Below are 24,196 nucleotides of genomic sequence, written 5' to 3'. Positions count from 1 at the left end.
GACGGGGCAAGCCCTTACGCCTGCGCCGCCGTCACGATGAATTCGACCAGATAATCCGGCGTCGCAAGCTTCGCCTCACCCGCCGCGCGCGCGGGCGTGTGGCCCTGCGGCACCCAGGCATCCCAAACCGCGTTCATCTCGGCAAAATCCTTCATATCCGCCAGCCACACGATGGTTTGCAGAATGCGCGTCTTGTCGCTTCCGGTTTCGGCCAACAAGGCATCGACCTGCGCCAGACAGCTTTTGGTCTGCTCGGTCACATTGTCACCGGGCTTGCCAACCTGCCCTGCCAGATAGACGATGCCGTTATGCACAACCGCTTGGCTCATGCGGGGGCCGGTATGAAGACGGGTAATCTCACTCATGGGATGTCCTTTCAGATGTGGTCCTGCCCCTTTTAGGCAGCCCATCCCGCCCGCGCCAGTGCCAATCTCTACATCCACCACCGCGCCCGGTCGTGCCGGGCCAACCAGCCGCCCACGCTAAAATGATCCCGGCGGATCAGCAGCACCAAGGCGATCAACGCCGCCAGAACCGCCAGATCAATCACCTGATTGCGGTTTACCGGGAACCCCCGCTCATTGACGGCAAAGGGATCAAAAAACCCCTCCCAGCGCCGCGTCACGGTAAAGAAATGCATGATCAACAGGCTGCCATAGGAAAAATACCGCAGCACCCCCAGCGCCACCAACAGGCAGAGCGCGATCTGCGCGCCCCCCGCAAGGTACACTTGGCTCAGGCTCACCTCGACCCCGTCGAAATTGCGCGCAAGATCCTGATACTGCCCCGGCGTGATGATCTTATGCGCCGCCCACAGGAAAATGAACCACGCCAATCCCAACCGCAGCACCAACAGCGCCACAGCATCCATCTTGTCCTGCGATGACAGAGTAATCTTTTCGTGAAATGCCATATGCACCGATCCCCGTTCCAAACACCCATTGGCTAACGGCATCACCGCATGGGTACAAATCACAGCTTGGCGAAGATTGTGTCAGCCCCCTGCACCTTGCTCCCTTTCTACCGCATCCCTGCGCCCCTCACCATCACGCCCGCGCCCTGCGCCTAGCCGGGTCATGCCAGTCAAATCCTTGGCGCTCGTAATCCTTACCCGAAACCCAGCCACAGCGCCCTTGCGCGCCTGATCCCGCCAGCCCCGTGCAGCGTTCTGCCAGACCTCTGGCGTCAACATCCGCCACCGTGCAGCCAAGCTCAGCCGCCATGCGCCGCACGACTGTCTTCGGGGGCTTCATCCCGCTCATGCATGCCGTAATCCCGGATCACGCTGACCACCCGCAAACGGTAGTCGTCAAACATCACCTGACGCCCCGCCCTTTGCGCCCCGCGATGTTCCGCCAGTTGTCGCCACCGGATCACCGCCGCCTCATCCTCCCAAAACGACAGCGACAAAAGCTTGCCGGGTTGGGTCAGGCTCTCAAACCGCTCGACGCTGATAAAGCCGGGAATCGCCTCGGCCAGCGGGCGCATCTTGGCCGCCATCTCCAGATACGGCTCCTTTTGCCCCTCACCGGGGATCACCTCGAATATCACTGCAATCATCTCACACCCTCCCGCTTGCCTGCGCCGTTTGCCATTACTGCGGTCCTTGGCTGCATACTGTGACCGCTTGCCTTGGCTCTCTGCTCTAGCCTATGGCCTCGGCTCTCTTCCACGGCTTTTTGCCTCGGCTTTCCGCTTGGGCGGCACTCCTCCACCATGGCCGCTTGCCCCCGTCTGCCGCCTGCGCACCACCGCGCCAGCCCGACAGTTTCCATCATCCCCCTCCGCTCACCAGCTTCAGGAAAATGCGGTCCTCACGCAACAAGAACCTCTCGCGCTGCGCAAACTCATAGTTCTCGCGCCCCAGCGGATCATCGGCCAGCCGCCCGCGATAGGCCTCATAAGCTGCCAAAGAGGGGATGTTGTAAATGCCATAGGCCAGCGTGCTGCTGCCTTCATGCGGGGCATAATATCCGATCAGATCCGCCCCACAGCGCGGGATCGCCTCACCCCAGTTGCGGGCATAGTGTGCAAACTCCTCTCTCTTGGTTGGGTCGATATGATAGCGAATCACACATGTCAGCATGGCACGGCACTCCTTTCCAAATGGTTGCAGCCCCAGATCTACCCGATTGCGCGGCGTTAATGCTTCGGCTACCATCGAACTATGAAAACAGGCCCCGACATCGCCCGCATCGCCGCCCTCATCGGCGACCCGGCCCGCGCCAACATCCTGACCGCTTTGATGAGCGGCAAGGCCCTCACCGCCACCGAACTGGCGGCAGAGGCGGGCGTGACCGCGCAAACCGCCTCTGCCCATCTGGCCCGTCTCGAAGCCGGCGGCCTTGTCACCCAAGCGCGACAGGGGCGGCACAAATACACCCGCCTCGCCTCGGATGAGGTGGCGCATCTTATTGAGGCCCTGATGGGCATCGCGGCAGGCGCGGGCCACCTGCGCACCCGCCCCGGTCCGCGCGACCCGGCTTTGCGCCGCGCCCGCGTATGTTACAACCACCTCGCAGGCGACATGGGCACCCGGATGTATGACAGCCTGCGCGCACGTGGCTTTCTCCAGCAGGACGACACAACCCTCACGCTCACCGACAGCGGCCACCGCTTCATCACCTCCCTCGGGCTTGACCCAGACCACCTCCCATCGCCCCGCACAGCCATGTGCCGCGACTGTCTTGACTGGTCCGAACGGCGCGCCCATCTGGCCGGGCGCCTGGGGCGTGGCCTGCTCGCGCATATCGAGGCTCTGGGTTGGGCGCACCGCGTCCCCGGCACCCGGATCGTCCGATTCACCCCAAAGGGCGACACGGCCTTCAACGCCGCCTTTCCCACGTCATGACCGACCTTACAAAATCCCCTTACGGACCTTACACAGCTTACGATCCCCAGACGCGCGCCACACCAGACCAGATTGCACACACCATAAGTCCAGTCTAATCTGTCCCTATGGCGATTCCGGTCGAAACCTTTTTTCTCGCCCCCGAGGCTGAGGGCACGCTTCAGGCGCAGATCCAGCAGATGATCGCGCAGGGCATCCTGTCAGGCCGCTTTCGCAAGGGCGAGAAACTGCCCTCTTCCCGCAAACTCGCCGCACATCTGGGTGTCAGCCGCATCACCGTGACCCTGGCCTTGACCGAATTGCAGGCCAATGATTACCTCGCCTCGCGCGACCGTTCCGGCTACTATGTCTCTGAAAACGCACCAGAACCTCCGGCCTTCACAGCCCCCGCACCACGCGGCGACACGATTGATTGGTCCCGCGCACTTGGCCGCCGCTTCACCGGCGGCGATACGCCCGAAAAGCCGCAGGATTGGGCGCGTTACCCCTATCCCTTCATCTACGGCCAGACCGATCCCGCGCTCTTCGATCACGCCAACTGGCGTCATTGCGCGCTACAGGCGCTTGGTGCCAAGGATTTTCAGGCCCTCACCGCAGATTACTACGATCAGGACGATCCCAAACTGATCGAGTTTATCGCCCGCCACACTTTGCCGCGTCGCGGCATCATCGCGCAACCCGATGAAATCCTTGTCACAATGGGCGCGCAGAACGCTTTATGGCTCACCGCGCAGGTGCTCTTGACCCAACGCCGCACCGCCGCGATCGAAAACCCCTGCTATCACGCTCTGCGCGACATTCTCATGCAATCGCGTTGTCACCTCATGCCGGTGGACGTCGATCGCGACGGTCTGCCGCCGGAAAACCTGCCCGATCAGGCCGACGTGATCTTTACCACGCCCAGCCATCAGGCCCCGACCAACGCCACAATGCCCCTTGCGCGGCGCAAGGCGCTGCTCACCCGCGCCGCCGAGATGGAGGCGCTGATCGTTGAGGATGACTACGAGTTCGAGGTCTCCTTTCTCCGCGCACCCCTTCCGGCCCTGAAATCCCTCGATACCGAGGGGCGGGTGATCTATGTGGGTTCCTTCTCCAAGTCGATCTTTCCGGGCCTAAGGCTTGGTTATCTTGTTGGTTCCAAATCATTTATTCGAGAGTGTCGCGCCCTGCGCGCCTCGGTTCTGCGCCATCCGCCGGGCCATATTCAGCGCACAGCGGCCTATTTCCTCTCGCTTGGTCACTACGACAGCCTCGTGCGCCGCATGGGTCAGGTCTTTGCGCGCCGCCGCAGCGTGATGGAGAGCGCCTTGGCTGATCACGGTCTTGACGTCGCCGGGCGTGGCGTTTTTGGCGGCTCCTCTATCTGGATGCAGGCCCCGGATCACATCGACATGGGCCAGATTGATAACGCCCTCCGGCAGTCGGGCGTGTTGATCGAGCCGGGGCATCCTTTCTTTCACGGCACCGACAGACCACGCAATTTCTATCGTCTCGCTTATTCCTCGATCCCTTCAGACCGCATCCCCCAAGGAATTGCCCATATCGCGCGGGAATTGGCCTCGGCCTTCGGACAGTGCTCTTAGGAGATGAATTCAAATATTATTGACTATAATCAACATATTAAAAGATTTCGCCATTCATCCATCAGAGCAGCCAGAAAACTATAACTTCCAATTTTTGATACCGTTATTCTCATTTTTAAAATCTTCTGGCCTTACCCTACGTTGCCTTCTGGCCCTAGAAGTAACCCCCACACACCGCTAGTTTCGCTTCAGATATCCCTTTAACCGCCACTGCGCGCCCGATCCAGAGGACCCAGCCGATGAAGATGACCACCGAAGAGGCCTTTGTCAAAACCCTGCAACTGCATGGAATCCAACACGCTTTTGGGATCATTGGCTCTGCCATGATGCCGATCTCGGATATTTTCCCCAAGGCCGGGATCACGTTTTGGGACTGCGCGCATGAGGGCTCTGCCGGCATGATGGCCGATGGCTACACGCGTGCCACCGGCAAGATGTCGATGATGATCGCTCAGAACGGTCCCGGCATCACAAATTTCGTGACCGCCGTCAAAACCGCCTATTGGAACCATACCCCCTTGCTGCTCGTGACCCCGCAAGCCGCCAACAAGACCATTGGTCAGGGCGGCTTCCAAGAGGTCGAACAAATGAAACTGTTCGAAGATATGGTCGCCTATCAGGAAGAGGTGCGCGACCCTACCCGCATCGCCGAAACCCTTAACCGTGTGATTCTCAAAGCAAAACGTGCATCCGCACCAGCCCAGATCAACATCCCCCGCGATTTCTGGACCCAAGTCATCGACATCGAATTGCCCGCAATTGTCGAGTTTGAGCGCCCCTCGGGTGGCGAAGGCGCGATTGCCGATGCTGCCAAACTGCTGACCGAGGCCAAGTTTCCCGTCATCCTCAACGGCGCGGGCGTGGTGCTCGCGGATGGTATCGACGCCTCGCGCCAACTGGCCGAGCGTCTCGATGCCCCGGTCTGCGTCGGCTATCAGCACAATGACGCCTTCCCCGGCTCTCACCCGCTTTTCGCCGGGCCTTTGGGCTATAACGGTTCAAAAGCAGGGATGGAGCTGATCTCGCGCGCCGATGTCGTGCTCTGCCTTGGCACCCGCCTCAACCCGTTCTCGACCCTGCCGGGATACGGCATCGACTATTGGCCCAAAGAGGCCAAAATCATTCAGGTCGATATCAACCCCGACCGTATCGGCCTCACCAAGAAAGTAACCGTGGGCATCGTCGGCGACGCCAAGAAAGTCGCCACTTCGATCCTCGCCCATTTGGGTGAAAGCGCGGGCGACACCGACCGCGCCGACCGCAAAGCCTTGATCGCACAGACAAAATCGACATGGGCACAACAGCTCAGCTCGATGGACCACGAGGATGACGATCCCGGCACAAGCTGGAACGAGCGCGCCCGCGCTGACAAACCCGATTGGATGAGCCCCCGTATGGCTTGGCGCGCGATCCAATCCGCCCTGCCGCGCGAAGCGATCATTTCCTCCGATATTGGCAACAACTGCGCCATCGGCAATGCCTACCCATCGTTTGAAGAGGGCCGCAAATATCTCGCCCCCGGCCTCTTTGGCCCCTGCGGTTATGGCCTGCCCTCCATCGTTGGTGCAAAAATCGGCCAGCCCGATGTGCCGGTTGTGGGCTTTGCCGGCGACGGTGCCTTTGGCATCGCGGTCAACGAACTGACCGCCATCGGTCGCGGCGAATGGCCCGCCGTAACGCAGATCGTGTTCCGCAACTACCAGTGGGGCGCCGAAAAGCGCAACTCAACCCTTTGGTTCGACGACAACTTCGTCGGAACAGAGCTGGATCAACAGGTTAGCTATGCCGGTATCGCGCAGGCCTGTGGCCTCAAGGGCGTCATCGCCCGCACGATGGAGGAACTGACCGACGCGCTCAACACCGCGATCAAGGATCAGATGGAACACGGCAAGACCACGCTTATCGAGGCCATGATCAATCAGGAACTGGGCGAGCCCTTCCGCCGCGACGCGATGAAGAAACCCGTGGCCGTCGCCGGGATCGACCCCGCCGACATGCGCGAGCAGCAGGTCTGACCCATGTCGAAACCCGGCAACAGCGATCTTGTTCTGGTCCTGAATGCCGGGTCATCCTCGATCAAGCTCGCCGTTTTTGACGGCCAGCTCACCCAAGTATTGACCGGGATCGCCGATGGTATCGGCGGCCCCGGCACGCTCAAACTGGGCGACGTAAAAACGACCCAAGCCTTCCCAGACCATGCAACCGCCCTGCACGCTATCCTACAAGCGCTTGAAACCAAAGGTTTTCCAATCAGTCGCTTTGCCGCCGCCGCGCATCGCGTGGTGCATGGGGGCACGACACTGACACAGCCCACGCGCATCACCCCCGAGGTGCTCCGCGCGATCAAATCCTGCACGCCGCTCGCGCCCCTGCACAACCCCCACAATATCGCTGCAATCGAGACATTGGCCGCCCTCGCCCCCGACTTGCCGCAGGTGGCCGCGTTCGACACCGCCTTTCACGCGAGCAACCCCGAGGTCGCCACCCGCTATGCCCTGCCGCCTCAGATCGAGGCGCGCGGCATCCGGCGCTATGGCTTTCATGGCATTTCCTATGCCTCTCTCGTTGACAGCCTGCCCGGTTTGACCGGCACGCCCCTGCCCTCTCGTCTCTTGGCCTTTCACCTTGGCAACGGCGCGTCGATCTGCGCCATCCGTGACGGGGAATCTATCGCAACATCAATGGGCTACTCACCTCTTGAGGGGCTGACAATGGGCACCCGCACCGGCATGATCGACGGCAACGCGGTGCTGCGATTGGCCGAGGAAGATGGCATCGCTGCCACCCATCACCTTCTGAACAAGGAAAGCGGGCTGCGCGGCCTCTCGGGCGGCCTCTCAGACATGCGCGCCCTGCTCACAGACCCATCCCCGGCAAGCACCTTCGCGGTAGAGCATTTTTGCTATTGGGCCATCCGGCACGCCGGATCGCTCATCGCCGCAATGCAGGGGCTGGATGCCGTGGCCTTTACCGGCGGCATCGGCGAAAACGCCGCCCCCGTGCGCGCCCGGATCATGGATGGGCTCTCTTGGCTCGGGGCACAGATCGACGCGCGCGCCAATGCAGCGGGTGACACCCGCTTGCACGCCCACAGCTCTGGCATCGCCTGCTGGATCATTCCCGCCCAAGAGGAACGCATGATTGCAGGGGATGCGCAACGCCTGCTGTCTGACGACTGAGGTGAAAATTGGGAAAAAAGACCGTTAAATTCAGAATTTCCGAGATATGTTTTCAGGAAATGAAAATAATCAAGAAGATGGTCGCGATTGGGTTTCATCTGCCATAACGTGACGCCGACAGAGGACAAAGGCCAGCCATGACACATCAGCCACGCATCAACACCTCGCCGCATGTCTCGGATGAGGTGCGCAAAACCACCTGTTACATGTGCGCCTGTCGTTGTGGGATCAATGTGCATCTCAAGGGCGGCACAGTCGCGTATATCGAGGGCAACCGCGATCACCCCGTGAACAAAGGCGTGCTCTGCGCCAAGGGATCTGCCGGCATCATGCAGGTCAACGCCCCCTCGCGCCTGCGCGCCCCCCTGAAACGTGTCGGCCCCCGAGGCTCGGGCGAGTTTCAGGAAATCTCTTGGGACGAAGCGCTGCAAATCGCTTGTGATTGGCTGGAACCGATCCGCAAATCCGATCCTTCAAAGCTCGCGTTTTTCACCGGACGCGATCAATCGCAGTCTTTCACCAGCTTTTGGGCGCAGAATTTCGGCACGCCGAACTACGCAGCACACGGCGGCTTTTGCTCGGTCAACATGGCGGCGGCGGGCATCTACACCATGGGCGGTGCCTTCTGGGAATTTGGCCAGCCAGATTGGGACCATACCAAGCTTTTCATCCTTTTTGGCGTAGCCGAAGACCATGACAGCAATCCGATCAAGATGGGCATTGGCCGGATCAAGGCGCGCGGCGCGCGCGTCATTGGCGTGAACCCAATCCGCTCGGGTTACAATGCCGTGGCCGATGATTGGGTCGGCATAACCCCCGGAACTGATGGGCTTTTCATCCTGTCTCTCATTCACGAACTGATGCAGGCAGGCAAGATCGACCTCGATTACCTCGCCCGCTACACCAATGCGCCAGTGCTGGTGAATGCCGACCCCAAATCGCCCGAACACGGCCTTTTCCTGCGCGACGCCGATGGCAAACCGCTGGTGATCGACCGGGCCACCGGCGCGCTTACCGCCTTTGATAAACCCGGTGTGCGCCCCGACCTCAGCGCCACACACGTGGCCGATGGCATCACCCACCGTCCCGTCATGCACCTGATGGCAGAGCGCTACCTCGATCCGCAATACGCCCCCGAAGCGGTGGCCGCGCGCTGCGGCGTCACGCCGGATAAAATCCGACGCATCGCCGCCGAGATTGCTCGCGTGGCGTTCGAAGAGGAAATCACCCTAAATCACGAATGGACCGATTTCCGGGGCGAGACGCATCAGACCATGACAGGTCGCCCGGTCAGCTTTCACGCCATGCGGGGGATTTCGGCCCATTCCAATGGCTTTCAGACGGCACGCGCCCTGCACGTCCTGCAAATCCTGCTCGGGACTGTCGAAGTGCCCGGCGGTTTCCGCTTTAAGCCGCCCTATCCAAAGCCCGTCAGCGCCCATCCCAAACCGCATTGCGGCGTGCAACCCGATTGCCCGCTCGACGGCCCGCATCTGGGCTTTGTGCGCGGCCCCGAAGATCTCGCGCTCAAGCCCGACGGCACGCCCGCCCGCATCGACAAGGCGTTTACATGGGAAAATCCGATGTCCGCGCATGGGTTGATGCATATGGTCATCTCCAACGCCCATGCCGGCGATCCCTACAAGATCGACACGCTGTTCATGTACATGGCCAATATGTCGTGGAACTCCTCGATGAACACGCGCGGCGTGATCGAGATGCTGACGGACAAGGATGAGAGCGGCGATTATGTCATTCCCCGTATCATCTATTCGGATGCCTATAGCTCTGAAATGGTGGCCTATGCCGATCTGATCCTGCCCGATACGACCTATCTGGAACGCCACGATTGTATCTCGCTGCTGGATCGCCCGATTTGCGAGGCGGATGCCGCCGCCGATGCCATTCGCTGGCCGGTGATCGAACCTGACCGAAATGTGCGCGGCTTTCAAACCGTGCTGGTGCAACTGGCCAACAAGATGAAGCTGCCCGGCTTCACCGCCGAGGATGGCGCAGCGAAATACACCGATTACGCCGATTACATCGTCAATCACGAGCGCAAGCCCGGCATCGGTCCGCTTTCAGGCTTTCGCGGCGATGGTTCTGATACCGGGCGCGGTGCGCCTAACCCCGAACAGCTGAACCGCTACATCGAGAACGGCGGCTTTTTCGTCAGCCACATCCCAGACGGCGCGAATTACTATAAACCATGGAACATGGCCTATCAGAACTGGGCCGTTGGCATGGGTCTCTTTGACACGCCACAGCCCTATGTCTTTGATCTCTATGTCGAAACCATGCGAAAATTCCAACTGGCCGCCGAGGGGCACGGCACCCGCCAACCCCCAGACCATCTGCGCGCGCGGATCAAGGCCACGATGGACCCGCTGCCGATCTGGTATCCGCCGTTCGAGGATGCGCATGTCGATCCCGATGAATTCCCCCTTCACGCGCTGACACAGCGCCCGATGGCGATGTATCACTCTTGGGGCACCCAAAACGCATGGCTCCGCCAGATCCACGGCCATAATCCGCTCTATCTGCCAACCAAGCTCTGGGAGAAACATGGGTTTAGCGACGGCGATTGGGCGTGTGTCACCTCTGCCCATGGCGAGATTACCGTGCCGGTGGCCCATATGGCAGCACTCAATGAGAACACGGTCTGGACTTGGAACGCTATCGGCAAGCGCAAGGGCGCTTGGGCGCTCTCTGACGATGCCCCCGAGGCGACGCGCGGCTTCCTGCTCAACCATCTCATCCACGAGCTTTTGCCACCCAAGGGTGATGGCCTCAGATGGTCCAACTCTGACCCGATCACCGGACAGGCGGCGTGGTTCGACCTGCGCGTCAAGATCGCCAAGGCCACCGCGCCATCAGAGGCGCAGCCCGCCTTTGCCCCGATCAAATCGCCGGTCGGACACGGCCCTGACCATCTGGAATGGAAGGTCGGGAAATGAGCGGAAAAACCCTGACATTGCTGGCCATTCTGGCCTTTGTCGCCTTCAGTGTCGGTTCGTTCATCTGGTTCATCGCCACATGGGACAAGAGCCGCGAAGAACCGGTGAGCATCCGGCCCCATATCAATGAGGAGCGCCGCGCATGACAACGCTTCCCGCATCCACCACCCGCAAACTGGGCCTTGTGATTGATCTTGACACCTGCGTCGGCTGTCACGCCTGCGTGGTGTCCTGCAAGGGCTGGAACACCGAAAACTACGGTGCGCCACTGTCGGATCAGCAGCCCTACGGTGCCGATCCGTCCGGCACCTTCTTGAACCGCGTTCACAGCTATGAGGTGCAGCCGCTGGCAACCTATGACATGCCGCACCCCGCTGCACAACTGATCCATTTCCCCAAATCCTGCTTGCATTGCGACGATGCGCCCTGCGTCACCGTCTGCCCCACCGGGGCCAGCTACAAGCGGGTGGAGGATGGGATCGTTCTGGTCAACGAGACCGATTGCATCGGCTGTGGTCTCTGTGCCTGGGCCTGCCCCTACGGCGCGCGAGAGATGGATCAAGCCGAAGGTGTCATGAAGAAATGCACCCTTTGCGTGGATCGCATCTATAACGAGAACCTTCCAGAGGTAGACCGCGTTCCCGCCTGCGTTCGGACCTGCCCCGCCGGTGCGCGCCATTTCGGCGATTTTGCCGATCCCGAAAGCAATGTCTCAAAGCTGACCGCCGAACGCGGCGGCCTAGACCTTATGCCGGAACAGGGCACCAAACCCGTCAACAAATACCTGCCGCCGCGCCCCAAGGACCGGCTCGATCAACCCAAACCAGTGGGCGAGATCGACATTCTGGCACCGTTCCTGGCCCCCGTGATTGAGGAACCCAAGGGCTTCCTTGGCTGGCTCGACAAGACCTTGGAGAAGCTCTGATGCATCCCGCCCCTTCCGTCATCGTCTTCACCACGCTTTCAGGTTTGGGTTTCGGCCTGCTTTTCTGGCTGGGTCTTGGCCTGCCTGCGGTCACGGGCTGGGTTGCCTTTGCCTTTTTCGCCATCGGCTATGCACTGGCTGTGGGCGGGCTCATGGCTTCGACCTTTCACCTCGGGCATCCCGAACGCGCATGGAAGGCGTTTAGCCAATGGCGGTCAAGCTGGCTCAGCCGCGAAGGCGTGTGCGCGGTTGCTGCACTTGTGTTGATGGCGCTCTATGGTGCGGGGCTCGTGTTTTTCGATGAGCGCTTGGCGCTCCTCGGCTGGCTTGGTTCAGCGCTCTCGCTTGCTACCGTGTTCACGACCTCGATGATTTATGCCCAACTCAAAACCGTGCCACGCTGGAAGACCCCGCTCACCCCCGCGCTCTTGATCGCGATTTCCTTGGCTGGGGGCGCACTTCTGGCGGGACAGGTCAGCACAGCGCTCATCCTGATCCCGATTGCGGGCGTTCTGCAAATCCTCTGGTGGGTGCGGGGCGATGGTGCGTTTAAAGCCTCGGGCACGGATATGGCGACAGCAACGGGCCTCGGGCATATCGGCGCGGTCCGCGCCTTCGAGCCACCCCATACCGGGCCGAATTACCTCTTGCGTGAACTGGTCTTTCAGGTTGGGCGCAAACATGCTCTGAAACTGCGCGGCATTGCCTTTGGCCTTGGCTACGCTGCGCCTGTCCTGCTGTTGCTGGTGCCGTTCAGCCATGCATTGGCTGTGATCGCAGTCATCGCCCATGTCGCCGGGATTGCCGCCTCACGCTGGCTGTTCTTTGCAGAGGCCGAGCATGTCGTGGGCCTCTACTACGGCAAACGCTGAAAGGTCGGGGCGCGGTTTTCACCCGCGCCCGACGCTCCATTCGGTGTCATCCTTTTCCTGTCGTCCTTGCCAAAACCGCCGCCAACGCACCCGGATCGCCCATGCCGCAGCAGCGAGCATCAGAAGAACCACGATCTTGACCCAAGGAATGATCCGCACATCCGGCCCCTCGACGGGCCAAATGCTGATGGCATTGGGAAAAATCGAAAAGAACTCAATCCTCCAGCCATAATGGCGCACGACGACCCATTGAGCATTCCCGGCAGCTTTCTTCGACATCATATCCGAGGCTTCGGCCTGTAGGTTCGAGGTGTCGAACTTGAAATAGGGCGGCCAGCCCCAACCCGTATCCTCGTTGCGATAGATCATCGGCTTTTCATTGGCCCGGAACGTCTGGATGAAGAACACATCACGCTCGGTCGCCGAAGGGTCCTCGCCGGTATTGGCATTCGACCAGAACAGCGCATTGTCACCCGGATTGACCCGCTTTTCATAGGTATCCGTAATCCGCACCACGTCATGCTGCGGCAATGTGTAATGCAGAAACGCAATTACACCGGACCAGAACAGCCCCCAGAAAACCCATTTGACATAGACCATCGCGCGGCCCCCTTACATGAAGTTCGTCAGATATATAATGACCACCACCGCCGTCACCGGAACAATATAGACCAGCCAGATCAGCCGTTTGCGCAAAGAGCGCTCATACTGCACCATCCCAGCCTCTATATAGGTAGTCCTGTCGCCGGGACGACCCGCTTCTTCCCAATCAAGCTCCATTTTCCGCCGCCGGGCAGAGCGCGAATACCACGAAATCGCGAGATAGATCACCGTCAGGGCGATCAATCCAAAGATCAGCAACCGCATCAGTGCCACCATGGCATGCCCCTGTTTCCTCTTTGCGACCAAAGCCGCCCCTTGCATAGCGCAGAATCATGCTAGGCTGCACCCCATATGCGCCAAAACCCGAAAGGACATGCCATGTGTGACGCCTGCATCATCAACGCGGTCAAGGACAGGATGCTGTCGCGCCGTAACTTTTTCACCGCTGCAGCGGGGGCCGGGGCGGCGGCCGCCTTCTCGCCTCTCGGCGGCACGCCTGCTCTGGCGCATGGCCACGCCAAGGTCGAGGACCTGACCCATACCTATGACGCCGATTTCCCCACCTATTTCGGCGCACCCGGCATTTCGACCGAGCAGAATTTCAACTTTGCCGAAAACGGCTTTAACCTGATGACGCTGACGGTCAACGAACACACCGGCACCCATGTAGATGCGCCCCTGCATTTCTCTGCGGATGGCGCATCAGTGGATGAAATCGCTGTGGGTGATCTGGTGGCGCCGCTCTGTGTCGTGGATATCGCTGCCCGGGCCGCACAGGATGCCGATACAATGCTGACCCCCGATGACCTCAAGGCTTGGATTGCCGCCCATGGCCCGATCCCCGACGGAGCCTGCGTCGCACTCCATTCCGGCTGGGGTTCCAAGACTGGCACAGAGGCGTTTCGCGGTTTTGACGGCGAGAAACAGCACTATCCCGGCTTTCACATCGAGGCGGCGCAAATGCTGATCGAGGAAACCGGCGCCCGCTCGATTGCCAGCGATACGCTGTCACTTGATCATGGCCCATCGGCCGATTTCGCCACGCATTACGCTTGGTTGCCGACGGGCCGGTTCGGCATCGAATGTCTGGCCAATCTCGACAAGGTGCCCGCCTCTGGCGCGACCATCGTTATCGGCGCGCCCAAACATCGGGGCGGCTCTGGCGGGCCTGCCCGTATCTTTGCGCTGATCTAACCTATAGGGCCCCGGTGCGTTGGAACCGGGGCTCATTCTGACACCTTTGTGAGATGACATCTCAGGCACGGTGGTTAGGCTGACCGCAAGGTATGGGCAGGCGTAGTATGCGTAATTTGGTGGTGATCCTGTGTATGTTCTGGGCTGATCTGGCAGTCGCAACCGAGGGCGCAATTGGCCAATGTCATGCCGAGGTGCCCTGTACGCTTGGGGATCGATCATATCATGTGCTCGAGCCGGATGGGTGGGACGGCAAGACACCACTGCCAGTAGTTTTGCATTTTCACGGCTGGATGCGGCAAGGCACGGTCGTGGTGAAACATCCCCGCGTCGCAGGGGCCACCCGACGCCGAGGCGTGCTGTTACTGGCCCCCAATGGCGAGGGCAAAACATGGGATTTCTGGACGTCCCAAACGGATGACGTCGCCTTTGCCACCGCCGTGATCGAGGATGCCGCCCTGCGTTATCCGATAGACCGCGAGCGTCTCTTTGTTTCTGGCTATTCCTTCGGGTCTGCAATGGCTTGGCGCTACGTGTGCGAGAACGGCAACCGCGTTGCTGCCCTGCTGGCGATATCAGGAACACTTCGGCAATCAGAAACCTGTCACCAAGCCCCGCAAGAGATTCGCCACGTGCATGGGACCGCTGATACCGTCATGGACTTTCCGTTTGGCCCCAACGGCGAGAGCACATGGCCGGTCAAACTCTGGCGGGACAGGCTGGGATGTGCCGAACCGGGTGAGGAGCGCGGAGACTGGAGCGTGACAGAGATTTTAAGCTTTCAGCGCATCGCGTGGGAGGACTGCACCGAAGGCCGCGTTCTGCTTGATGTGCATAACCGCGGCCATTTCATCCCGCGCGGCTGGATTGGCAGACAGCTGGACGAGCTTTTGGCCCTGCCATCATCCTATCCTTAAAACGGCAAAAAACGGGCACTTATGCCCGTTTTCTGTATTACGTTTCTCAAATCCAGCCAGAAAAGCTGGAATGATCTTAGTTTGTGGTCGTCGTGGAGGACGAACCGTCGCCGCCCGAAGCTGCAACTGCACCCACGATGACTGCGCCCGCGACCACAGCAACCGCTGTGCCGGTGGTAATACCCAGACCCAGACCAGCGCCCGCACCTTGTGTCGAGACAAACGGATCAGCATTCGTTTTGGCCTCTTCTGCAAGCACAGGAGCGGCAGCAGAAACAGCCAGAGCGGCAGCGGCGACAAAAGTCGTAATCTTGTTCATTTTATTCTCCTATCCATTATGGACCATGACATCCCAAAAGGACTTAGAGTTGCTTATGCCATAGCTCAAGGCTCAATGGAACCTGAAATTTCGCCATGCGCCTAATCTCGCCCGTAAGAGATATAGTTGCAACGGCAAGATTAATTTTTGTGCAATTTCAGGAAAGTGTCGTGCTCATTGCAGCGATTTCCGCCTCTGCACCTTCGGCAGCAGCGGCATCACCACGCGAATCGAGCCAGAGACAATAGGCGGCCATGCGCCAGTGATAGAAGGCCGCTAGCGACTGGTAACGCCGGATGATCCCCTGCTCTGGATAGGCCGCGAGAAACCTCTGGCGTTCGCTCTCTGATAACGAGGAGCCGCGATAGGCCATTTGCATCGCGGGGGACAGAAACAGGGCGATATCCTCACACGGATCGCCATATGCCGGACATTGCCAGTCTATCAATCGCCAGTCACCCGGATGTCCCACGATATTTCCGGGCACCGGATCGCCATGCAGAAAACAGGAGCGACCCAAAGGCGCAATCACACCAGAGGGACGAAGGCTCATAAAAGATTTGGCTTTGCCCGGGGAACAGCGGGACAGAATATCTTCTGTTTGACGTAGCAGAGCGTCACTCCCATCAGGTACCGCGCGCAGATGCACAGGCCCGCCCATGCCGTGAACCCGGTGCAAAAGCGTGGCAATCTCTGACACGCCCGTCTGCCAGGTTTGGCCAGGAACATGGTCGTAGATCACACAATGTCCCTCAGCGAAGGCAAAGTCATCCAACCATCTTGGGGCAAGGTTTAGACTGTCCAGATACCGAAGACTGGCCACCTCAGCGCTTGCATCATTGGGGAACAAGGGATTGTCAGAGCCCTTCCCAAAAAGTTTGACAACGAGGGAGAGGCCCCCGGCCTCGACCTTCCAACTCTGATTGGTGCGCCCACCCAAAAGGCGGGTCCACAAGGCATCGGATACGGCAAACCCGCGCTGCAAGAGCGCGGCACGCAACCCGGATTGCATCATCTTTGCCGAGTCACTTTTCAAAGGTTGCCACCGTGTCGCCAAGGAAATTTACGCGAAGCTAGAAGGAAGCGGGTGATCCCACAAGAGACGGAGTTTTGAACACCTAGCAAGATAGGAATAGCCATCGCTCTGCCGTTGATAGCCACGGAACGAAATCACAACTTCTCAGGAAAGAGCCAGCCGGACACCGGAACAATGGCGCGCGTGACCACCGGGATCAGTGCAAGGCCAGCCGCTAGCCCGACTATTCCGTCCAGCCCCGCCGTCACACCCCAAGTGACAAAGCCGGGCATCGCCCCGACTGCCTCTGCCGCCCATGTCGCGGCATGTTTGATCTGCTCATAAGGCAGATGCCAGCCAAGGTCATGCAAACCGTGCACAAGAATGCTCCCCCCGACCCACAGCATCGCAACCGTACCGATAGCCCCGATTCCCGCCAATACACCCGGCATAGACCGGACAATTCCACGCCCCAGCGCGCGTGTTGGGGCAAAGTGCCCGGTCGTGCTGAGATGCAGGCCGACATCATCGGCCTTCACAAGCAAAGCCACGGCCCCATAAACCAAGACGGTGATGCCGATGGCCACCAAGGCCAAGGCAGCAGCCTGTATCCAAAAGGTACCAATGTCGATCTGTGACAAGGCGATGGTCATGATCTCTGCGGACAAGATGAAATCGGTTTTGATCGCCCCTTTGACACGCTGTTCTTCAAGATGCGCGGCCTCAAGGGTTTCGGCCTCCTGCGGGCCATGGTCCTTGTGTGGCACGATCAGATGCCAGACCTTCTCGGCGCCTTCGAAACACAGATAGGCACCGCCAATCATCAAAAGCGGCGTCAACATCCACGGCAGAAACGCATTCAACAAAAGCGCTGCGGGCAGCAGGATCACCAGCTTGTTGAAAAACGAGGCCCGCGCGATTTTCCAGACAATAGGCAATTCCCGCGCGGCAGGCAGACCAGTTGCATATTTCGGCGTGACAGCGGCATCGTCGATGATCACACCTGCGGCCTTTGTCCCTGCCTTGCTCGCCTGCGCCGCAACATCATCGAGTTGCGTCGCAGCCAGCTTGGCGATGGCAGCCACATCGTCGAACAAAGCCAGTAATCCGCTCATGACTTTCTCCGCCTTGGTTTTGGCCGCTCGCCCTAGACCTCTAGCAAGGAAACCACCCCATATTCAACGATCTCTCGCCAAGACTTGGTTGGCCCACGACGATCACCGTCGTTTTTTGAGCAAAAGATGTTGCAATAGGACGACGGGGCGCGGATATGCGCGATACACTCTACAGGGCTTGCGCGGCGCGGCGCGATGACCAATGGCAACCCGGTGGCAAGGGGTTTGAATGGGATGAAACGGCTTGGGCTTGATGCAACAGATATCCGCATTCTCAATGCCGTCCAACAGCATGGCCCCCTGAGCAAGACACGGCTGGCCGAAATTGCCAACATCTCTCCTACACCGTGTTGGGCACGGCTGGACAGGCTCAAAGCGGCTGGATTTATCCGTGGTTATCACGCTGACATTGTTCTCGAAAAGATCTGTGATTTCACCGAAGTGGTCGTGACCGTCTCGCTCACGCATCACCGCAAAGTGGATTTCGATCGGTTCGAGGGGTTCGTGCGTGGCCGGAACGAAATCACAGAATGCATCGCGACCGGCGGCGGAATGGATTATGTCATGCGGGTCATCTGCCCCAGCCTTGCGCGGTTCCAGACCGTGATGGAGGCCATGCTTGCCGCTGAGTTGGGCATCGACCGCTACATGACCTATATCGCCACGCGACGGGTCAAATCCGGTCAGCCGAACCTCGCGATTCTCACGGCCAAAGACGGCAAGTGATCGTTACGACTGCGCAGTCCATACCTGCCCAAAAATCAGGCTGTTCAGCCTGCGCGGATCGTTTTTTCAGACCAAATTGCAGCACTGAATGGCCCTAGAAGATCGCCAGTTTCAGACAGTCCGCCGCTTGTGGCGCGACGGGACAGCAAGGGCGAAAACCATGATGCAAGCAGACGACTTCGGCTTCGGCACCCAGATCCGCAAATCCCCTTATTTCGACGCCACCGTGCGGTGGGGCGCCAAGGGATTTTCGGTTTACAATCATATGTATATCCCCCGCGATTTCGGTGATCCCGAACAGAATTTCTGGAACCTCGTGAATGATGCCATCCTCTGCGATGTGGCGGTTGAGCGTCAGGTCGAAATCACGGGACCGGACGCCGCGCGCTTCGTGCAAATGCTCACCCCGCGCGACCTGTCCAAGATGGCGGTAGGCCAGTGCAAATACATCCTGATCACCAATGCGGACGGTGGCATTCTCAACGATCCGATCCTGCTACGTCTGGCCGAAAACCACTTTTGGATTTCGCTGGCAGATAGCGACATTCTTCTGTGGGCGCAGGGCGTGGCGGTACATTCCGGTATGGACGTCACCATTGGCGAACCCGATGTGTCGCCGCTGCAATTGCAGGGGCCGAAATCGGGCCTGATCATGCAAGAGCTTTTTGGCGAGAGCATCATGGAGTTGAAATACTACTGGCTGCGTGAGCTTGAACTGGATGGCATTCCCCTGCTTGTGTCGCGCACCGGCTGGTCAAGCGAGTTGGGCTACGAGATTTACCTGCGGGATAGCGCCCATGGCGATGCTCTGTGGGAGCGGATCATGGCGGCAGGTATGCCGTTTGGCCTCAAGCCCGGTCACACCTCTTCGATCCGCCGGATCGAGGGCGGGATGCTCTCCTATCATGCTGATGCCGACATCAAAACCAACCCCTATGAGTTGGGGCTGGACCGTCTGGTCAACGTCGATATTGAGGCCGAATTCATCGGCAAGGCCGCGCTGCGTCATATCAAGGCGCAAGGGCCGAGCCGCAAACAGATCGGCCTGATCATTGACGGCGCACCGCTCAAGGGGCCGAACACCACTTTCTGGGCGATAAATGTCGCTGGTGTGCAGGTGGGCAAGGTCACATCAGCCGTCTATTCGCCGCGTCTGGAGCGCAATATCGCACTGGCCATGGTCGCGGCAGAGCATGCCAACATCGGTGCCGAGGTCGAGGTCGTGACCAGCCAAGGGCCAGTGCGCGCCGTGATGGTGGAACGCCCCTTCTACGACCCCAACAAGAAAATTGCCGCTGCCTAAGCGCGCCCAACCAAACGAGACCTGATAGATGTCTGACCTCGCAATCGAGCTGCATTGGCAGCGCGCCGAACCTGTGCTGCACACCGGCAAATACTCCAACGCCCATACCGTGCAGTTCAACAACCACCATGATGTGCAAGTGGATGCCGCCCCGGATTGGGGCGGCGATCCCGCCCACACCAATCCTGAACAGGCGCTCGCCTCGGCGCTGTCCAGTTGCCACATGATGACCTTTCTGGCGCTCGCGGCCAAGGCCGGCTGGCCAGTCGCGAGCTATCATGACTATGCCGTGGCCCATCTGGGCAAAAATCCCAAGGGACAGATGTCGGTCACGCGCATTGATTTGCATCCGGTGGTTCGGTTCGACACCGGCTTTACTGTGGATGACACGCACTTGGCCGAAATGCAGGACCGCGCGCACCGCTACTGCTTTATCGCCAACACGCTCGCCGAAAGCGTGGAGATCAACATTCTCTGACCTCTGAAAGGACGAGACCCCATGCAGAAAAGCGACATCCTTCTTTGTGACCTCGACGGCGCAGGTATCCTGCGCCTGACGCTCAATGACGTGGGACGGCGCAATGCGCTGTCCGAGGCGATGCTGGCGGAACTGGGTCGGGTCTTTCGAGAGGCCGGGAATGATCCTGCGGTGCGGGTCATCATTTTGGCGGCAAACGGGCCCGCGTTCTGCGCGGGCCACGATCTCAAGGAAATGACGGCTGGGCGCGCCAACCCTGACCGGGGGCGCGCCTATTTCACCACGGTGATGGCACTTTGTTCCGGCGTGATGCAATCCATCGTCACTTGCCCCAAGCCGGTGATTGCCGAGGTGACAGGCATCGCCACCGCTGCGGGATGTCAGTTGGTCGCAAGCTGCGATCTGGCGGTTGCGGCGGAAACCGCCCAATTCAGCACGCCCGGCGTGCATATCGGCCTTTTCTGCTCGACACCGATGGTGGCCTTGTCGCGCAATGTGGCGGGCAAACATGCGATGGAACTGTTGCTCACCGGCGATATGATCCCGGCACCGCGGGCGGCGGAAATGGGCCTCATCAACCATGCGGTTTCCCCCGAGGACTTGCAGGCCGCTACGATGGCCATGGCCCGCAAGATCGCGTCGAAATCAAGCATGACCCTCGCGACCGGCAAGCGCGCCTTTTACGCACAGCGCGAGATGACCCTTTCGGATGCCTATGCCTATGCCTCTGCCGTGATGGTGGACAATATGCTGGCGCACGACGCCCAAGAGGGCATCGGTGCCTTTATCGAGAAACGCGCCCCCCAATGGCAGGATGCCTGACCCATGACACCGAACCCCTATAACTCTGATCTCGACCGCAACCCCGCAAACCACCAACCCTTGACGCCACTCAGTTTTCTGGAGCGTGCGGCGACCGTGTTCCCGGATCATACCGCGATTGTGCATGGGCCCCTGCGGCGCAGCTATGGGGCCTTCTATAACCGTTCACGCCAATTGGCCTCGGCGCTGAGCGTGCATGGATTGGAGCGCGGCGATACTGTCTCGGTGATGCTGGCAAACACACCCGCGATGCTGGAATGTCATTACGGTGTGCCGATGTGCGGCGCGGTGCTGCATTCGATCAACACCCGGCTTGATGCCGGGATCATCGCGTTTCAACTTGATCACGCGATGGCGCGGGTGGTGATCGTGGACCGCGAATTCATGCCGCTGATGCAAGAGGCTCTATCGCTCGCCAAAGTCACCCCACTCCTGATCCAATATGACGATTCCGAATTCAGCGGGCCAGAAATCGCAGCCACAGCACAAGATTACGAAGCGTTCCTGTCAGCGGGCGATCCGTCGTTCGACTGGCTGATGCCAGAGGATGAATGGGACGCGATTTCCATCAATTACACATCCGGCACCACCGGCGACCCCAAGGGAGTGGTGTCACATCACCGCGGGGCGTATCTTTTGGCGCAGGGCAATGCCCTGACGACGTCGATGGCCAAGCATGCGGTCTATCTCTGGACCCTGCCGATGTTTCACTGCAATGGCTGGTGTTTCCCCTGGACCCTCTCTGCCATCATCGGCACACACATTTGCCTGCGCCAAGTGCGGGCAGAACCAATCTGGGAGGCGCTTGCGCAAGAGCGGGTAACACATCTCTGCGGCGCGCCGATTGTGATGTCGCTTATGATCTCTGCCCCCGAGACGGTTAAACGTTCCTTGGATCACACGGTGCAATTCTTTACCGCTGCGGCACCACCGCCTGAAAAGCTATTGGCGGATATGAAGGATGCCGGTTTTGACGTGACCCATCTTTATGGGCTGACAGAAACCTATGGGCCTGCCGTGGTGAATGACTGGCATGACAGTTGGTCGACGTTGCCCGCCTCAGAGCAAGCCCGCCTGAAATCACGACAGGGGGTGCGCTATCTGGCACTTGAAGGGCTCGATGTTCTGGACCCAGAGACCATGAACCCTGTGCCCCGCGACGGCACGACCATGGGCGAGGTCATGTTTCGCGGCAATGTCGTGATGAAGGGCTATTTCCGCAATCCCAAGGCCACGCAAGAGGCCTTTGCCGGGGGCTGGTTTCATTCCGGCGATCTCGGCGTGCGGCACCCGGACGGATACATCCAGCTCAAGGACCGCTCCAAGGATGTGATCATTTCAGGGGGCGAGAATATATCGTCTATCGAGGTCGAAGAGGCGCTCTATCGTCATCCGGCGGTGGCCGTGACAGCCGTTGTCGCCATGCCGCATGAGAAATGGGGCGAAACCCCTTGCGCCTTTGTCGAACTGGCTGACGGGCAGGCGGCGGATGCGGAAGCCCTGCGGGCGTGGTGCCGCGATCATCTGGCACCCTACAAGGTGCCGGGGCGGTTCGTCTTTACTGAAATACCGCGCACCTCGACCGGCAAGATCCAGAAATTCCTGTTGCGCACACGCGCCAAGGAAATGACAGAACCCGAGGCCGTTTAACCCTGCCTTGCGGCCTGACGCCGCGCGACACGCGCGCGGATAGCCGCGACATCGGTGATAGGTGTCGCGGCGAACAAGGCACGGGTATAGGGGTGCTGCGGATCGGCAAAAAGCGCCTCTCGGCTGCCCTGCTCGACCGCCTCACCTTTTGAGATCACCATCACATCGTCAGCAATGTATCGCACAACCGAAAGGTCGTGGCTGACAAAGACGTAAGTTAGCTCAAACTCTTCCTGCAAATCCGCCAGAAGGTTGAGCACCTGTGCTTGCACCGAGAGATCAAGCGCCGACACCGGTTCATCAAGCACCAGCAGCGAAGGATTGAGCATGAGCGCGCGCGCAATCGCGATACGCTGCCGCTGCCCACCCGAGAACATATGCGGATAGCGGTTAAAATGCTCGGGCTGCAAGCCGACCTTCTTGATCATCGCCTCGGCGCGGTCGCGGCGCTCGGATGCGGGCATATCGGTGTTGATCACCAGTGGTTCCATCAGCACATTGCCGATTTTCTGGCGGGGATTGAGGCTACCGTAGGGGTTCTGAAACACCATCTGCACCTTGGAACGCAGGGCCGGGCTGGGGCGTTTGCGGGCAATATCAACGGGGTGATCGTCAATCCGCAATTCGCCGCTCGAGGGGGCATCAATCAGCGCGATAATCCGCGCGAGGGTAGACTTGCCAGAACCGCTTTCACCAACGATGGCCAGGGTCTTGCCCTTCTCGACAGCAAAGTCGATGCCGTTGAGTGCGCGCACCTTGCCCGCACGGGCAAAGAGGCTGCCCGGCACGGCGTAGTCCTGAACAATGCCCCGACCTTCGACAACGGGAGAGTGGGCGTCAGCGGTCATCGTGCTGCCTCCTGCGCGAAGAAGTCAGAGACAGTGGGCAGCCGGTCGCCGGTTGCATTCTCGGGCAGGGCCGAAAGCAGAGCGCGAGTATAGGGGTGCTGCGGTGCCTCGAAGAGCGAAAGGACGTCAGCCTCTTCCATCTTTTTCCCCTGATATTGCACCACCACCCGGTCGGCGGTTTCAGCCACGACGCCCATGTCATGGGTGATCAGGATCAGCGCCATGCCGTAATCCTCTTGCAGTTTCATCAACAGATCGAGGATCTGTTTCTGGATGGTCACATCAAGGGCTGTTGTCGGTTCGTCCGCGATCAAAAGGCGCGGGTTCGACGCAATAGCGATGGCGATCATCACCCGCTGGCATTGGCCGCCTGACATCTGATGCGGATAGGCGTTGATCTTGGTCTCGGGCTCGGGGATGCCGACGGCCCGAAAGAGATCAAGCGCACGGGCGCGGGCATCGTCCCGCGAGAGCCCAAGGTTGAGACGCAGCACCTCTTCAATCTGAAAGCCCACGGTGAACGAGGGGTTGAGCGACGCCACCGGTTCTTGGAAAATCATGGTAATCTCGCGGCCAATCAGGTGGCGGCGCTCCGACGCAGAGAGGTTCGAGATGTCGCGCCCGTCATAGGTCATCTCATCAGCGGTGATGGTGGCGGTATCAGGCAAGAGACCCATAACCGCCAGCATCGACACCGATTTGCCAGAGCCGCTCTCACCCACGATGGCCAATACCTCACCTCGGTCGACATGCACGTCGATCCCATCCACGGCGGTAAAGCTACCGGTGGCGGTGGCGAATTTGACGGTCAGGTTCTTGATGTTCAAAAGTGCCATATC

General features: G+C 59.7%; 27 protein-coding genes. 15 read left to right on the top strand and 12 right to left on the bottom strand.

All coding sequences use genetic code 11. The annotated features are described in order from the left end of the window. Positions 1-14: 14 nt before the first annotated feature. The 5 genes from ROSMUCSMR3_RS12140 to ROSMUCSMR3_RS12120 form a co-directional block, all read right to left on the bottom strand. Entirely contained in the window at positions 15-365 is a 351-nt protein-coding gene (locus tag ROSMUCSMR3_RS12140; protein WP_037296808.1) for a RidA family protein, read from the bottom strand. Between the two features lie 68 nt (positions 366-433). Further along, complete coding sequence (locus ROSMUCSMR3_RS12135) at positions 434-913, bottom strand: hypothetical protein (protein ID WP_081507467.1); 480 nt, start codon at positions 911-913, stop codon at positions 434-436. 133 nt (positions 914-1,046) lie between these two features. Then, on the bottom strand, positions 1,047-1,223 hold the full coding sequence (locus ROSMUCSMR3_RS21150; RefSeq protein ID WP_157667296.1) for a hypothetical protein: 177 nt from the start codon (positions 1,221-1,223) through the stop codon (positions 1,047-1,049). Beyond that, a complete protein-coding gene (locus ROSMUCSMR3_RS12130; RefSeq protein WP_008279542.1) occupies positions 1,213-1,560 on the bottom strand; it encodes an antibiotic biosynthesis monooxygenase family protein in 348 nt (115 codons plus the stop codon). The genes ROSMUCSMR3_RS21150 and ROSMUCSMR3_RS12130 overlap by 11 nt, the downstream gene beginning before the upstream one ends. Before the next feature lie 214 nt (positions 1,561-1,774). Next, a complete protein-coding gene (locus ROSMUCSMR3_RS12120; RefSeq protein ID WP_081507465.1) occupies positions 1,775-2,086 on the bottom strand; it encodes an NIPSNAP family protein in 312 nt (103 codons plus the stop codon). Between the two features lie 81 nt (positions 2,087-2,167). Here ROSMUCSMR3_RS12120 and ROSMUCSMR3_RS12115 point away from each other — a divergent pair, with 81 nt between their 5' ends. The 8 genes from ROSMUCSMR3_RS12115 to ROSMUCSMR3_RS12085 all read left to right on the top strand — a co-directional run bounded on the left by ROSMUCSMR3_RS12115 (position 2,168) and on the right by ROSMUCSMR3_RS12085 (position 12,367). Further along, positions 2,168-2,851 (top strand): ArsR/SmtB family transcription factor, encoded by a 684-nt coding sequence (locus ROSMUCSMR3_RS12115; RefSeq protein WP_081507464.1) that lies wholly within the window; start codon positions 2,168-2,170, stop codon positions 2,849-2,851. Positions 2,852-2,958: 107 nt separating this feature from the next. Next, positions 2,959-4,434 carry a PLP-dependent aminotransferase family protein gene (locus ROSMUCSMR3_RS12110; RefSeq protein ID WP_081507463.1) on the top strand — a complete coding sequence of 492 codons (1,476 nt, stop codon included), beginning with the start codon at positions 2,959-2,961 and terminating at the stop codon, positions 4,432-4,434. A 239-nt stretch (positions 4,435-4,673) separates the two neighbouring features. Then, positions 4,674-6,449 (top strand): sulfoacetaldehyde acetyltransferase, encoded by a 1,776-nt coding sequence (gene xsc, locus ROSMUCSMR3_RS12105; protein ID WP_008279546.1) that lies wholly within the window; start codon positions 4,674-4,676, stop codon positions 6,447-6,449. 3 nt (positions 6,450-6,452) lie between these two features. Next, positions 6,453-7,613: an acetate/propionate family kinase gene (locus ROSMUCSMR3_RS12100; RefSeq protein ID WP_081507462.1), complete on the top strand. Its 1,161-nt coding sequence runs from the start codon at positions 6,453-6,455 to the stop codon at positions 7,611-7,613. A gap of 137 nt (positions 7,614-7,750) precedes the next feature. Next, a complete protein-coding gene (locus tag ROSMUCSMR3_RS12095; protein WP_081507461.1) occupies positions 7,751-10,570 on the top strand; it encodes a molybdopterin oxidoreductase family protein in 2,820 nt (939 codons plus the stop codon). Continuing rightward, positions 10,567-10,716: a hypothetical protein gene (locus ROSMUCSMR3_RS21470; protein WP_198133556.1), complete on the top strand. Its 150-nt coding sequence runs from the start codon at positions 10,567-10,569 to the stop codon at positions 10,714-10,716. Before ROSMUCSMR3_RS12095 ends, ROSMUCSMR3_RS21470 begins: the two co-directional genes overlap by 4 nt. Then, a complete protein-coding gene (locus ROSMUCSMR3_RS12090; RefSeq protein WP_081507460.1) occupies positions 10,713-11,495 on the top strand; it encodes a 4Fe-4S dicluster domain-containing protein in 783 nt (260 codons plus the stop codon). Before ROSMUCSMR3_RS21470 ends, ROSMUCSMR3_RS12090 begins: the two co-directional genes overlap by 4 nt. Beyond that, positions 11,495-12,367: a dimethyl sulfoxide reductase anchor subunit family protein gene (locus tag ROSMUCSMR3_RS12085; protein ID WP_081507459.1), complete on the top strand. Its 873-nt coding sequence runs from the start codon at positions 11,495-11,497 to the stop codon at positions 12,365-12,367. Before ROSMUCSMR3_RS12090 ends, ROSMUCSMR3_RS12085 begins: the two co-directional genes overlap by 1 nt. An 18-nt stretch (positions 12,368-12,385) precedes the next feature. Here the strand turns inward: ROSMUCSMR3_RS12085 and ROSMUCSMR3_RS12080 are convergent, their stop codons facing one another. Then, positions 12,386-12,967 (bottom strand): DUF1523 family protein, encoded by a 582-nt coding sequence (locus ROSMUCSMR3_RS12080; protein ID WP_008279552.1) that lies wholly within the window; start codon positions 12,965-12,967, stop codon positions 12,386-12,388. A gap of 12 nt (positions 12,968-12,979) precedes the next feature. Next, positions 12,980-13,246: a hypothetical protein gene (locus ROSMUCSMR3_RS12075; RefSeq protein WP_037296811.1), complete on the bottom strand. Its 267-nt coding sequence runs from the start codon at positions 13,244-13,246 to the stop codon at positions 12,980-12,982. 102 nt (positions 13,247-13,348) lie between these two features. On the opposite strand from ROSMUCSMR3_RS12075, the gene ROSMUCSMR3_RS12070 reads away from it, so the two are divergent. Next, the gene (locus ROSMUCSMR3_RS12070) at positions 13,349-14,164 is read left to right on the top strand and encodes a cyclase family protein (RefSeq protein WP_081507458.1); all 816 of its coding nucleotides are present in this window, start codon (positions 13,349-13,351) and stop codon (positions 14,162-14,164) included. A gap of 107 nt (positions 14,165-14,271) precedes the next feature. Beyond that, positions 14,272-15,081 carry an alpha/beta hydrolase family esterase gene (locus ROSMUCSMR3_RS12065; protein WP_081507457.1) on the top strand — a complete coding sequence of 270 codons (810 nt, stop codon included), beginning with the start codon at positions 14,272-14,274 and terminating at the stop codon, positions 15,079-15,081. A gap of 76 nt (positions 15,082-15,157) precedes the next feature. Here the strand turns inward: ROSMUCSMR3_RS12065 and ROSMUCSMR3_RS12060 are convergent, their stop codons facing one another. From ROSMUCSMR3_RS12060 to ROSMUCSMR3_RS12050, 3 genes are all read right to left on the bottom strand, one after another. After that, on the bottom strand, positions 15,158-15,400 hold the full coding sequence (locus tag ROSMUCSMR3_RS12060; RefSeq protein ID WP_008279556.1) for a hypothetical protein: 243 nt from the start codon (positions 15,398-15,400) through the stop codon (positions 15,158-15,160). Positions 15,401-15,557: 157 nt separating this feature from the next. Then, a complete protein-coding gene (locus ROSMUCSMR3_RS12055; RefSeq protein WP_081507456.1) occupies positions 15,558-16,415 on the bottom strand; it encodes a phosphotransferase in 858 nt (285 codons plus the stop codon). Between the two features lie 155 nt (positions 16,416-16,570). Then, positions 16,571-17,530: a DUF808 domain-containing protein gene (locus ROSMUCSMR3_RS12050; protein WP_081507455.1), complete on the bottom strand. Its 960-nt coding sequence runs from the start codon at positions 17,528-17,530 to the stop codon at positions 16,571-16,573. 234 nt (positions 17,531-17,764) lie between these two features. On the opposite strand from ROSMUCSMR3_RS12050, the gene ROSMUCSMR3_RS12045 reads away from it, so the two are divergent. From ROSMUCSMR3_RS12045 to ROSMUCSMR3_RS12025, 5 genes are all read left to right on the top strand, one after another. Continuing rightward, positions 17,765-18,256 carry an Lrp/AsnC family transcriptional regulator gene (locus ROSMUCSMR3_RS12045; RefSeq protein WP_037296997.1) on the top strand — a complete coding sequence of 164 codons (492 nt, stop codon included), beginning with the start codon at positions 17,765-17,767 and terminating at the stop codon, positions 18,254-18,256. Positions 18,257-18,416: 160 nt separating this feature from the next. After that, positions 18,417-19,559 carry a glycine cleavage T C-terminal barrel domain-containing protein gene (locus tag ROSMUCSMR3_RS12040; protein WP_081507454.1) on the top strand — a complete coding sequence of 381 codons (1,143 nt, stop codon included), beginning with the start codon at positions 18,417-18,419 and terminating at the stop codon, positions 19,557-19,559. A gap of 28 nt (positions 19,560-19,587) precedes the next feature. After that, on the top strand, positions 19,588-20,037 hold the full coding sequence (locus tag ROSMUCSMR3_RS12035; RefSeq protein WP_081507453.1) for an OsmC family protein: 450 nt from the start codon (positions 19,588-19,590) through the stop codon (positions 20,035-20,037). Positions 20,038-20,058: 21 nt separating this feature from the next. Continuing rightward, complete coding sequence (locus tag ROSMUCSMR3_RS12030) at positions 20,059-20,859, top strand: enoyl-CoA hydratase (protein ID WP_081507452.1); 801 nt, start codon at positions 20,059-20,061, stop codon at positions 20,857-20,859. A gap of 3 nt (positions 20,860-20,862) precedes the next feature. Beyond that, complete coding sequence (locus tag ROSMUCSMR3_RS12025; RefSeq protein ID WP_081507451.1) at positions 20,863-22,509, top strand: acyl-CoA synthetase; 1,647 nt, start codon at positions 20,863-20,865, stop codon at positions 22,507-22,509. Here ROSMUCSMR3_RS12025 and ROSMUCSMR3_RS12020 read toward each other — a convergent pair. Then, positions 22,506-23,357 (bottom strand): ATP-binding cassette domain-containing protein, encoded by an 852-nt coding sequence (locus ROSMUCSMR3_RS12020; protein WP_008279564.1) that lies wholly within the window; start codon positions 23,355-23,357, stop codon positions 22,506-22,508. The genes ROSMUCSMR3_RS12025 and ROSMUCSMR3_RS12020 overlap by 4 nt on opposite strands. Next, positions 23,354-24,193, bottom strand: coding sequence for an ABC transporter ATP-binding protein (locus tag ROSMUCSMR3_RS12015; protein ID WP_008279565.1), 840 nt, complete (start codon positions 24,191-24,193; stop codon positions 23,354-23,356). The genes ROSMUCSMR3_RS12020 and ROSMUCSMR3_RS12015 overlap by 4 nt, the downstream gene beginning before the upstream one ends. Positions 24,194-24,196 lie beyond the last annotated feature (3 nt).

The organism is Roseovarius mucosus (assembly GCF_002080415.1).
In the GTDB taxonomy this organism is placed as follows: domain Bacteria; phylum Pseudomonadota; class Alphaproteobacteria; order Rhodobacterales; family Rhodobacteraceae; genus Roseovarius; species Roseovarius mucosus_A.
Note: the sequence above shows the minus strand (reverse complement) of the source record. Positions and strands in the feature narration are given on the sequence as shown.

Excerpts from the sequence above, each read along its gene's own strand:
- ROSMUCSMR3_RS12140 (WP_037296808.1), bottom strand. The coding sequence starts at position 365 with ATGAGTGAGATTACCCGTCTTCATACCGGCCCCCGCATGAGCCAAGCG.
- ROSMUCSMR3_RS12135 (WP_081507467.1), bottom strand. The coding sequence starts at position 913 with ATGGCATTTCACGAAAAGATTACTCTGTCATCGCAGGACAAGATGGAT.
- ROSMUCSMR3_RS21150 (WP_157667296.1), bottom strand. The coding sequence starts at position 1,223 with ATGGCGGCTGAGCTTGGCTGCACGGTGGCGGATGTTGACGCCAGAGGT.
- ROSMUCSMR3_RS12130 (WP_008279542.1), bottom strand. The coding sequence starts at position 1,560 with ATGATTGCAGTGATATTCGAGGTGATCCCCGGTGAGGGGCAAAAGGAG.
- ROSMUCSMR3_RS12120 (WP_081507465.1), bottom strand. The coding sequence starts at position 2,086 with ATGCTGACATGTGTGATTCGCTATCATATCGACCCAACCAAGAGAGAG.
- ROSMUCSMR3_RS12115 (WP_081507464.1), top strand. The coding sequence starts at position 2,168 with ATGAAAACAGGCCCCGACATCGCCCGCATCGCCGCCCTCATCGGCGAC.
- ROSMUCSMR3_RS12110 (WP_081507463.1), top strand. The coding sequence starts at position 2,959 with ATGGCGATTCCGGTCGAAACCTTTTTTCTCGCCCCCGAGGCTGAGGGC.
- xsc (WP_008279546.1), top strand. The coding sequence starts at position 4,674 with ATGAAGATGACCACCGAAGAGGCCTTTGTCAAAACCCTGCAACTGCAT.
- ROSMUCSMR3_RS12100 (WP_081507462.1), top strand. The coding sequence starts at position 6,453 with ATGTCGAAACCCGGCAACAGCGATCTTGTTCTGGTCCTGAATGCCGGG.
- ROSMUCSMR3_RS12095 (WP_081507461.1), top strand. The coding sequence starts at position 7,751 with ATGACACATCAGCCACGCATCAACACCTCGCCGCATGTCTCGGATGAG.
- ROSMUCSMR3_RS21470 (WP_198133556.1), top strand. The coding sequence starts at position 10,567 with ATGAGCGGAAAAACCCTGACATTGCTGGCCATTCTGGCCTTTGTCGCC.
- ROSMUCSMR3_RS12090 (WP_081507460.1), top strand. The coding sequence starts at position 10,713 with ATGACAACGCTTCCCGCATCCACCACCCGCAAACTGGGCCTTGTGATT.
- ROSMUCSMR3_RS12085 (WP_081507459.1), top strand. The coding sequence starts at position 11,495 with ATGCATCCCGCCCCTTCCGTCATCGTCTTCACCACGCTTTCAGGTTTG.
- ROSMUCSMR3_RS12080 (WP_008279552.1), bottom strand. The coding sequence starts at position 12,967 with ATGGTCTATGTCAAATGGGTTTTCTGGGGGCTGTTCTGGTCCGGTGTA.
- ROSMUCSMR3_RS12075 (WP_037296811.1), bottom strand. The coding sequence starts at position 13,246 with ATGGTGGCACTGATGCGGTTGCTGATCTTTGGATTGATCGCCCTGACG.
- ROSMUCSMR3_RS12070 (WP_081507458.1), top strand. The coding sequence starts at position 13,349 with ATGTGTGACGCCTGCATCATCAACGCGGTCAAGGACAGGATGCTGTCG.
- ROSMUCSMR3_RS12065 (WP_081507457.1), top strand. The coding sequence starts at position 14,272 with ATGCGTAATTTGGTGGTGATCCTGTGTATGTTCTGGGCTGATCTGGCA.
- ROSMUCSMR3_RS12060 (WP_008279556.1), bottom strand. The coding sequence starts at position 15,400 with ATGAACAAGATTACGACTTTTGTCGCCGCTGCCGCTCTGGCTGTTTCT.
- ROSMUCSMR3_RS12055 (WP_081507456.1), bottom strand. The coding sequence starts at position 16,415 with ATGATGCAATCCGGGTTGCGTGCCGCGCTCTTGCAGCGCGGGTTTGCC.
- ROSMUCSMR3_RS12050 (WP_081507455.1), bottom strand. The coding sequence starts at position 17,530 with ATGAGCGGATTACTGGCTTTGTTCGACGATGTGGCTGCCATCGCCAAG.
- ROSMUCSMR3_RS12045 (WP_037296997.1), top strand. The coding sequence starts at position 17,765 with ATGAAACGGCTTGGGCTTGATGCAACAGATATCCGCATTCTCAATGCC.
- ROSMUCSMR3_RS12040 (WP_081507454.1), top strand. The coding sequence starts at position 18,417 with ATGATGCAAGCAGACGACTTCGGCTTCGGCACCCAGATCCGCAAATCC.
- ROSMUCSMR3_RS12035 (WP_081507453.1), top strand. The coding sequence starts at position 19,588 with ATGTCTGACCTCGCAATCGAGCTGCATTGGCAGCGCGCCGAACCTGTG.
- ROSMUCSMR3_RS12030 (WP_081507452.1), top strand. The coding sequence starts at position 20,059 with ATGCAGAAAAGCGACATCCTTCTTTGTGACCTCGACGGCGCAGGTATC.
- ROSMUCSMR3_RS12025 (WP_081507451.1), top strand. The coding sequence starts at position 20,863 with ATGACACCGAACCCCTATAACTCTGATCTCGACCGCAACCCCGCAAAC.
- ROSMUCSMR3_RS12020 (WP_008279564.1), bottom strand. The coding sequence starts at position 23,357 with ATGACCGCTGACGCCCACTCTCCCGTTGTCGAAGGTCGGGGCATTGTT.
- ROSMUCSMR3_RS12015 (WP_008279565.1), bottom strand. The coding sequence starts at position 24,193 with ATGGCACTTTTGAACATCAAGAACCTGACCGTCAAATTCGCCACCGCC.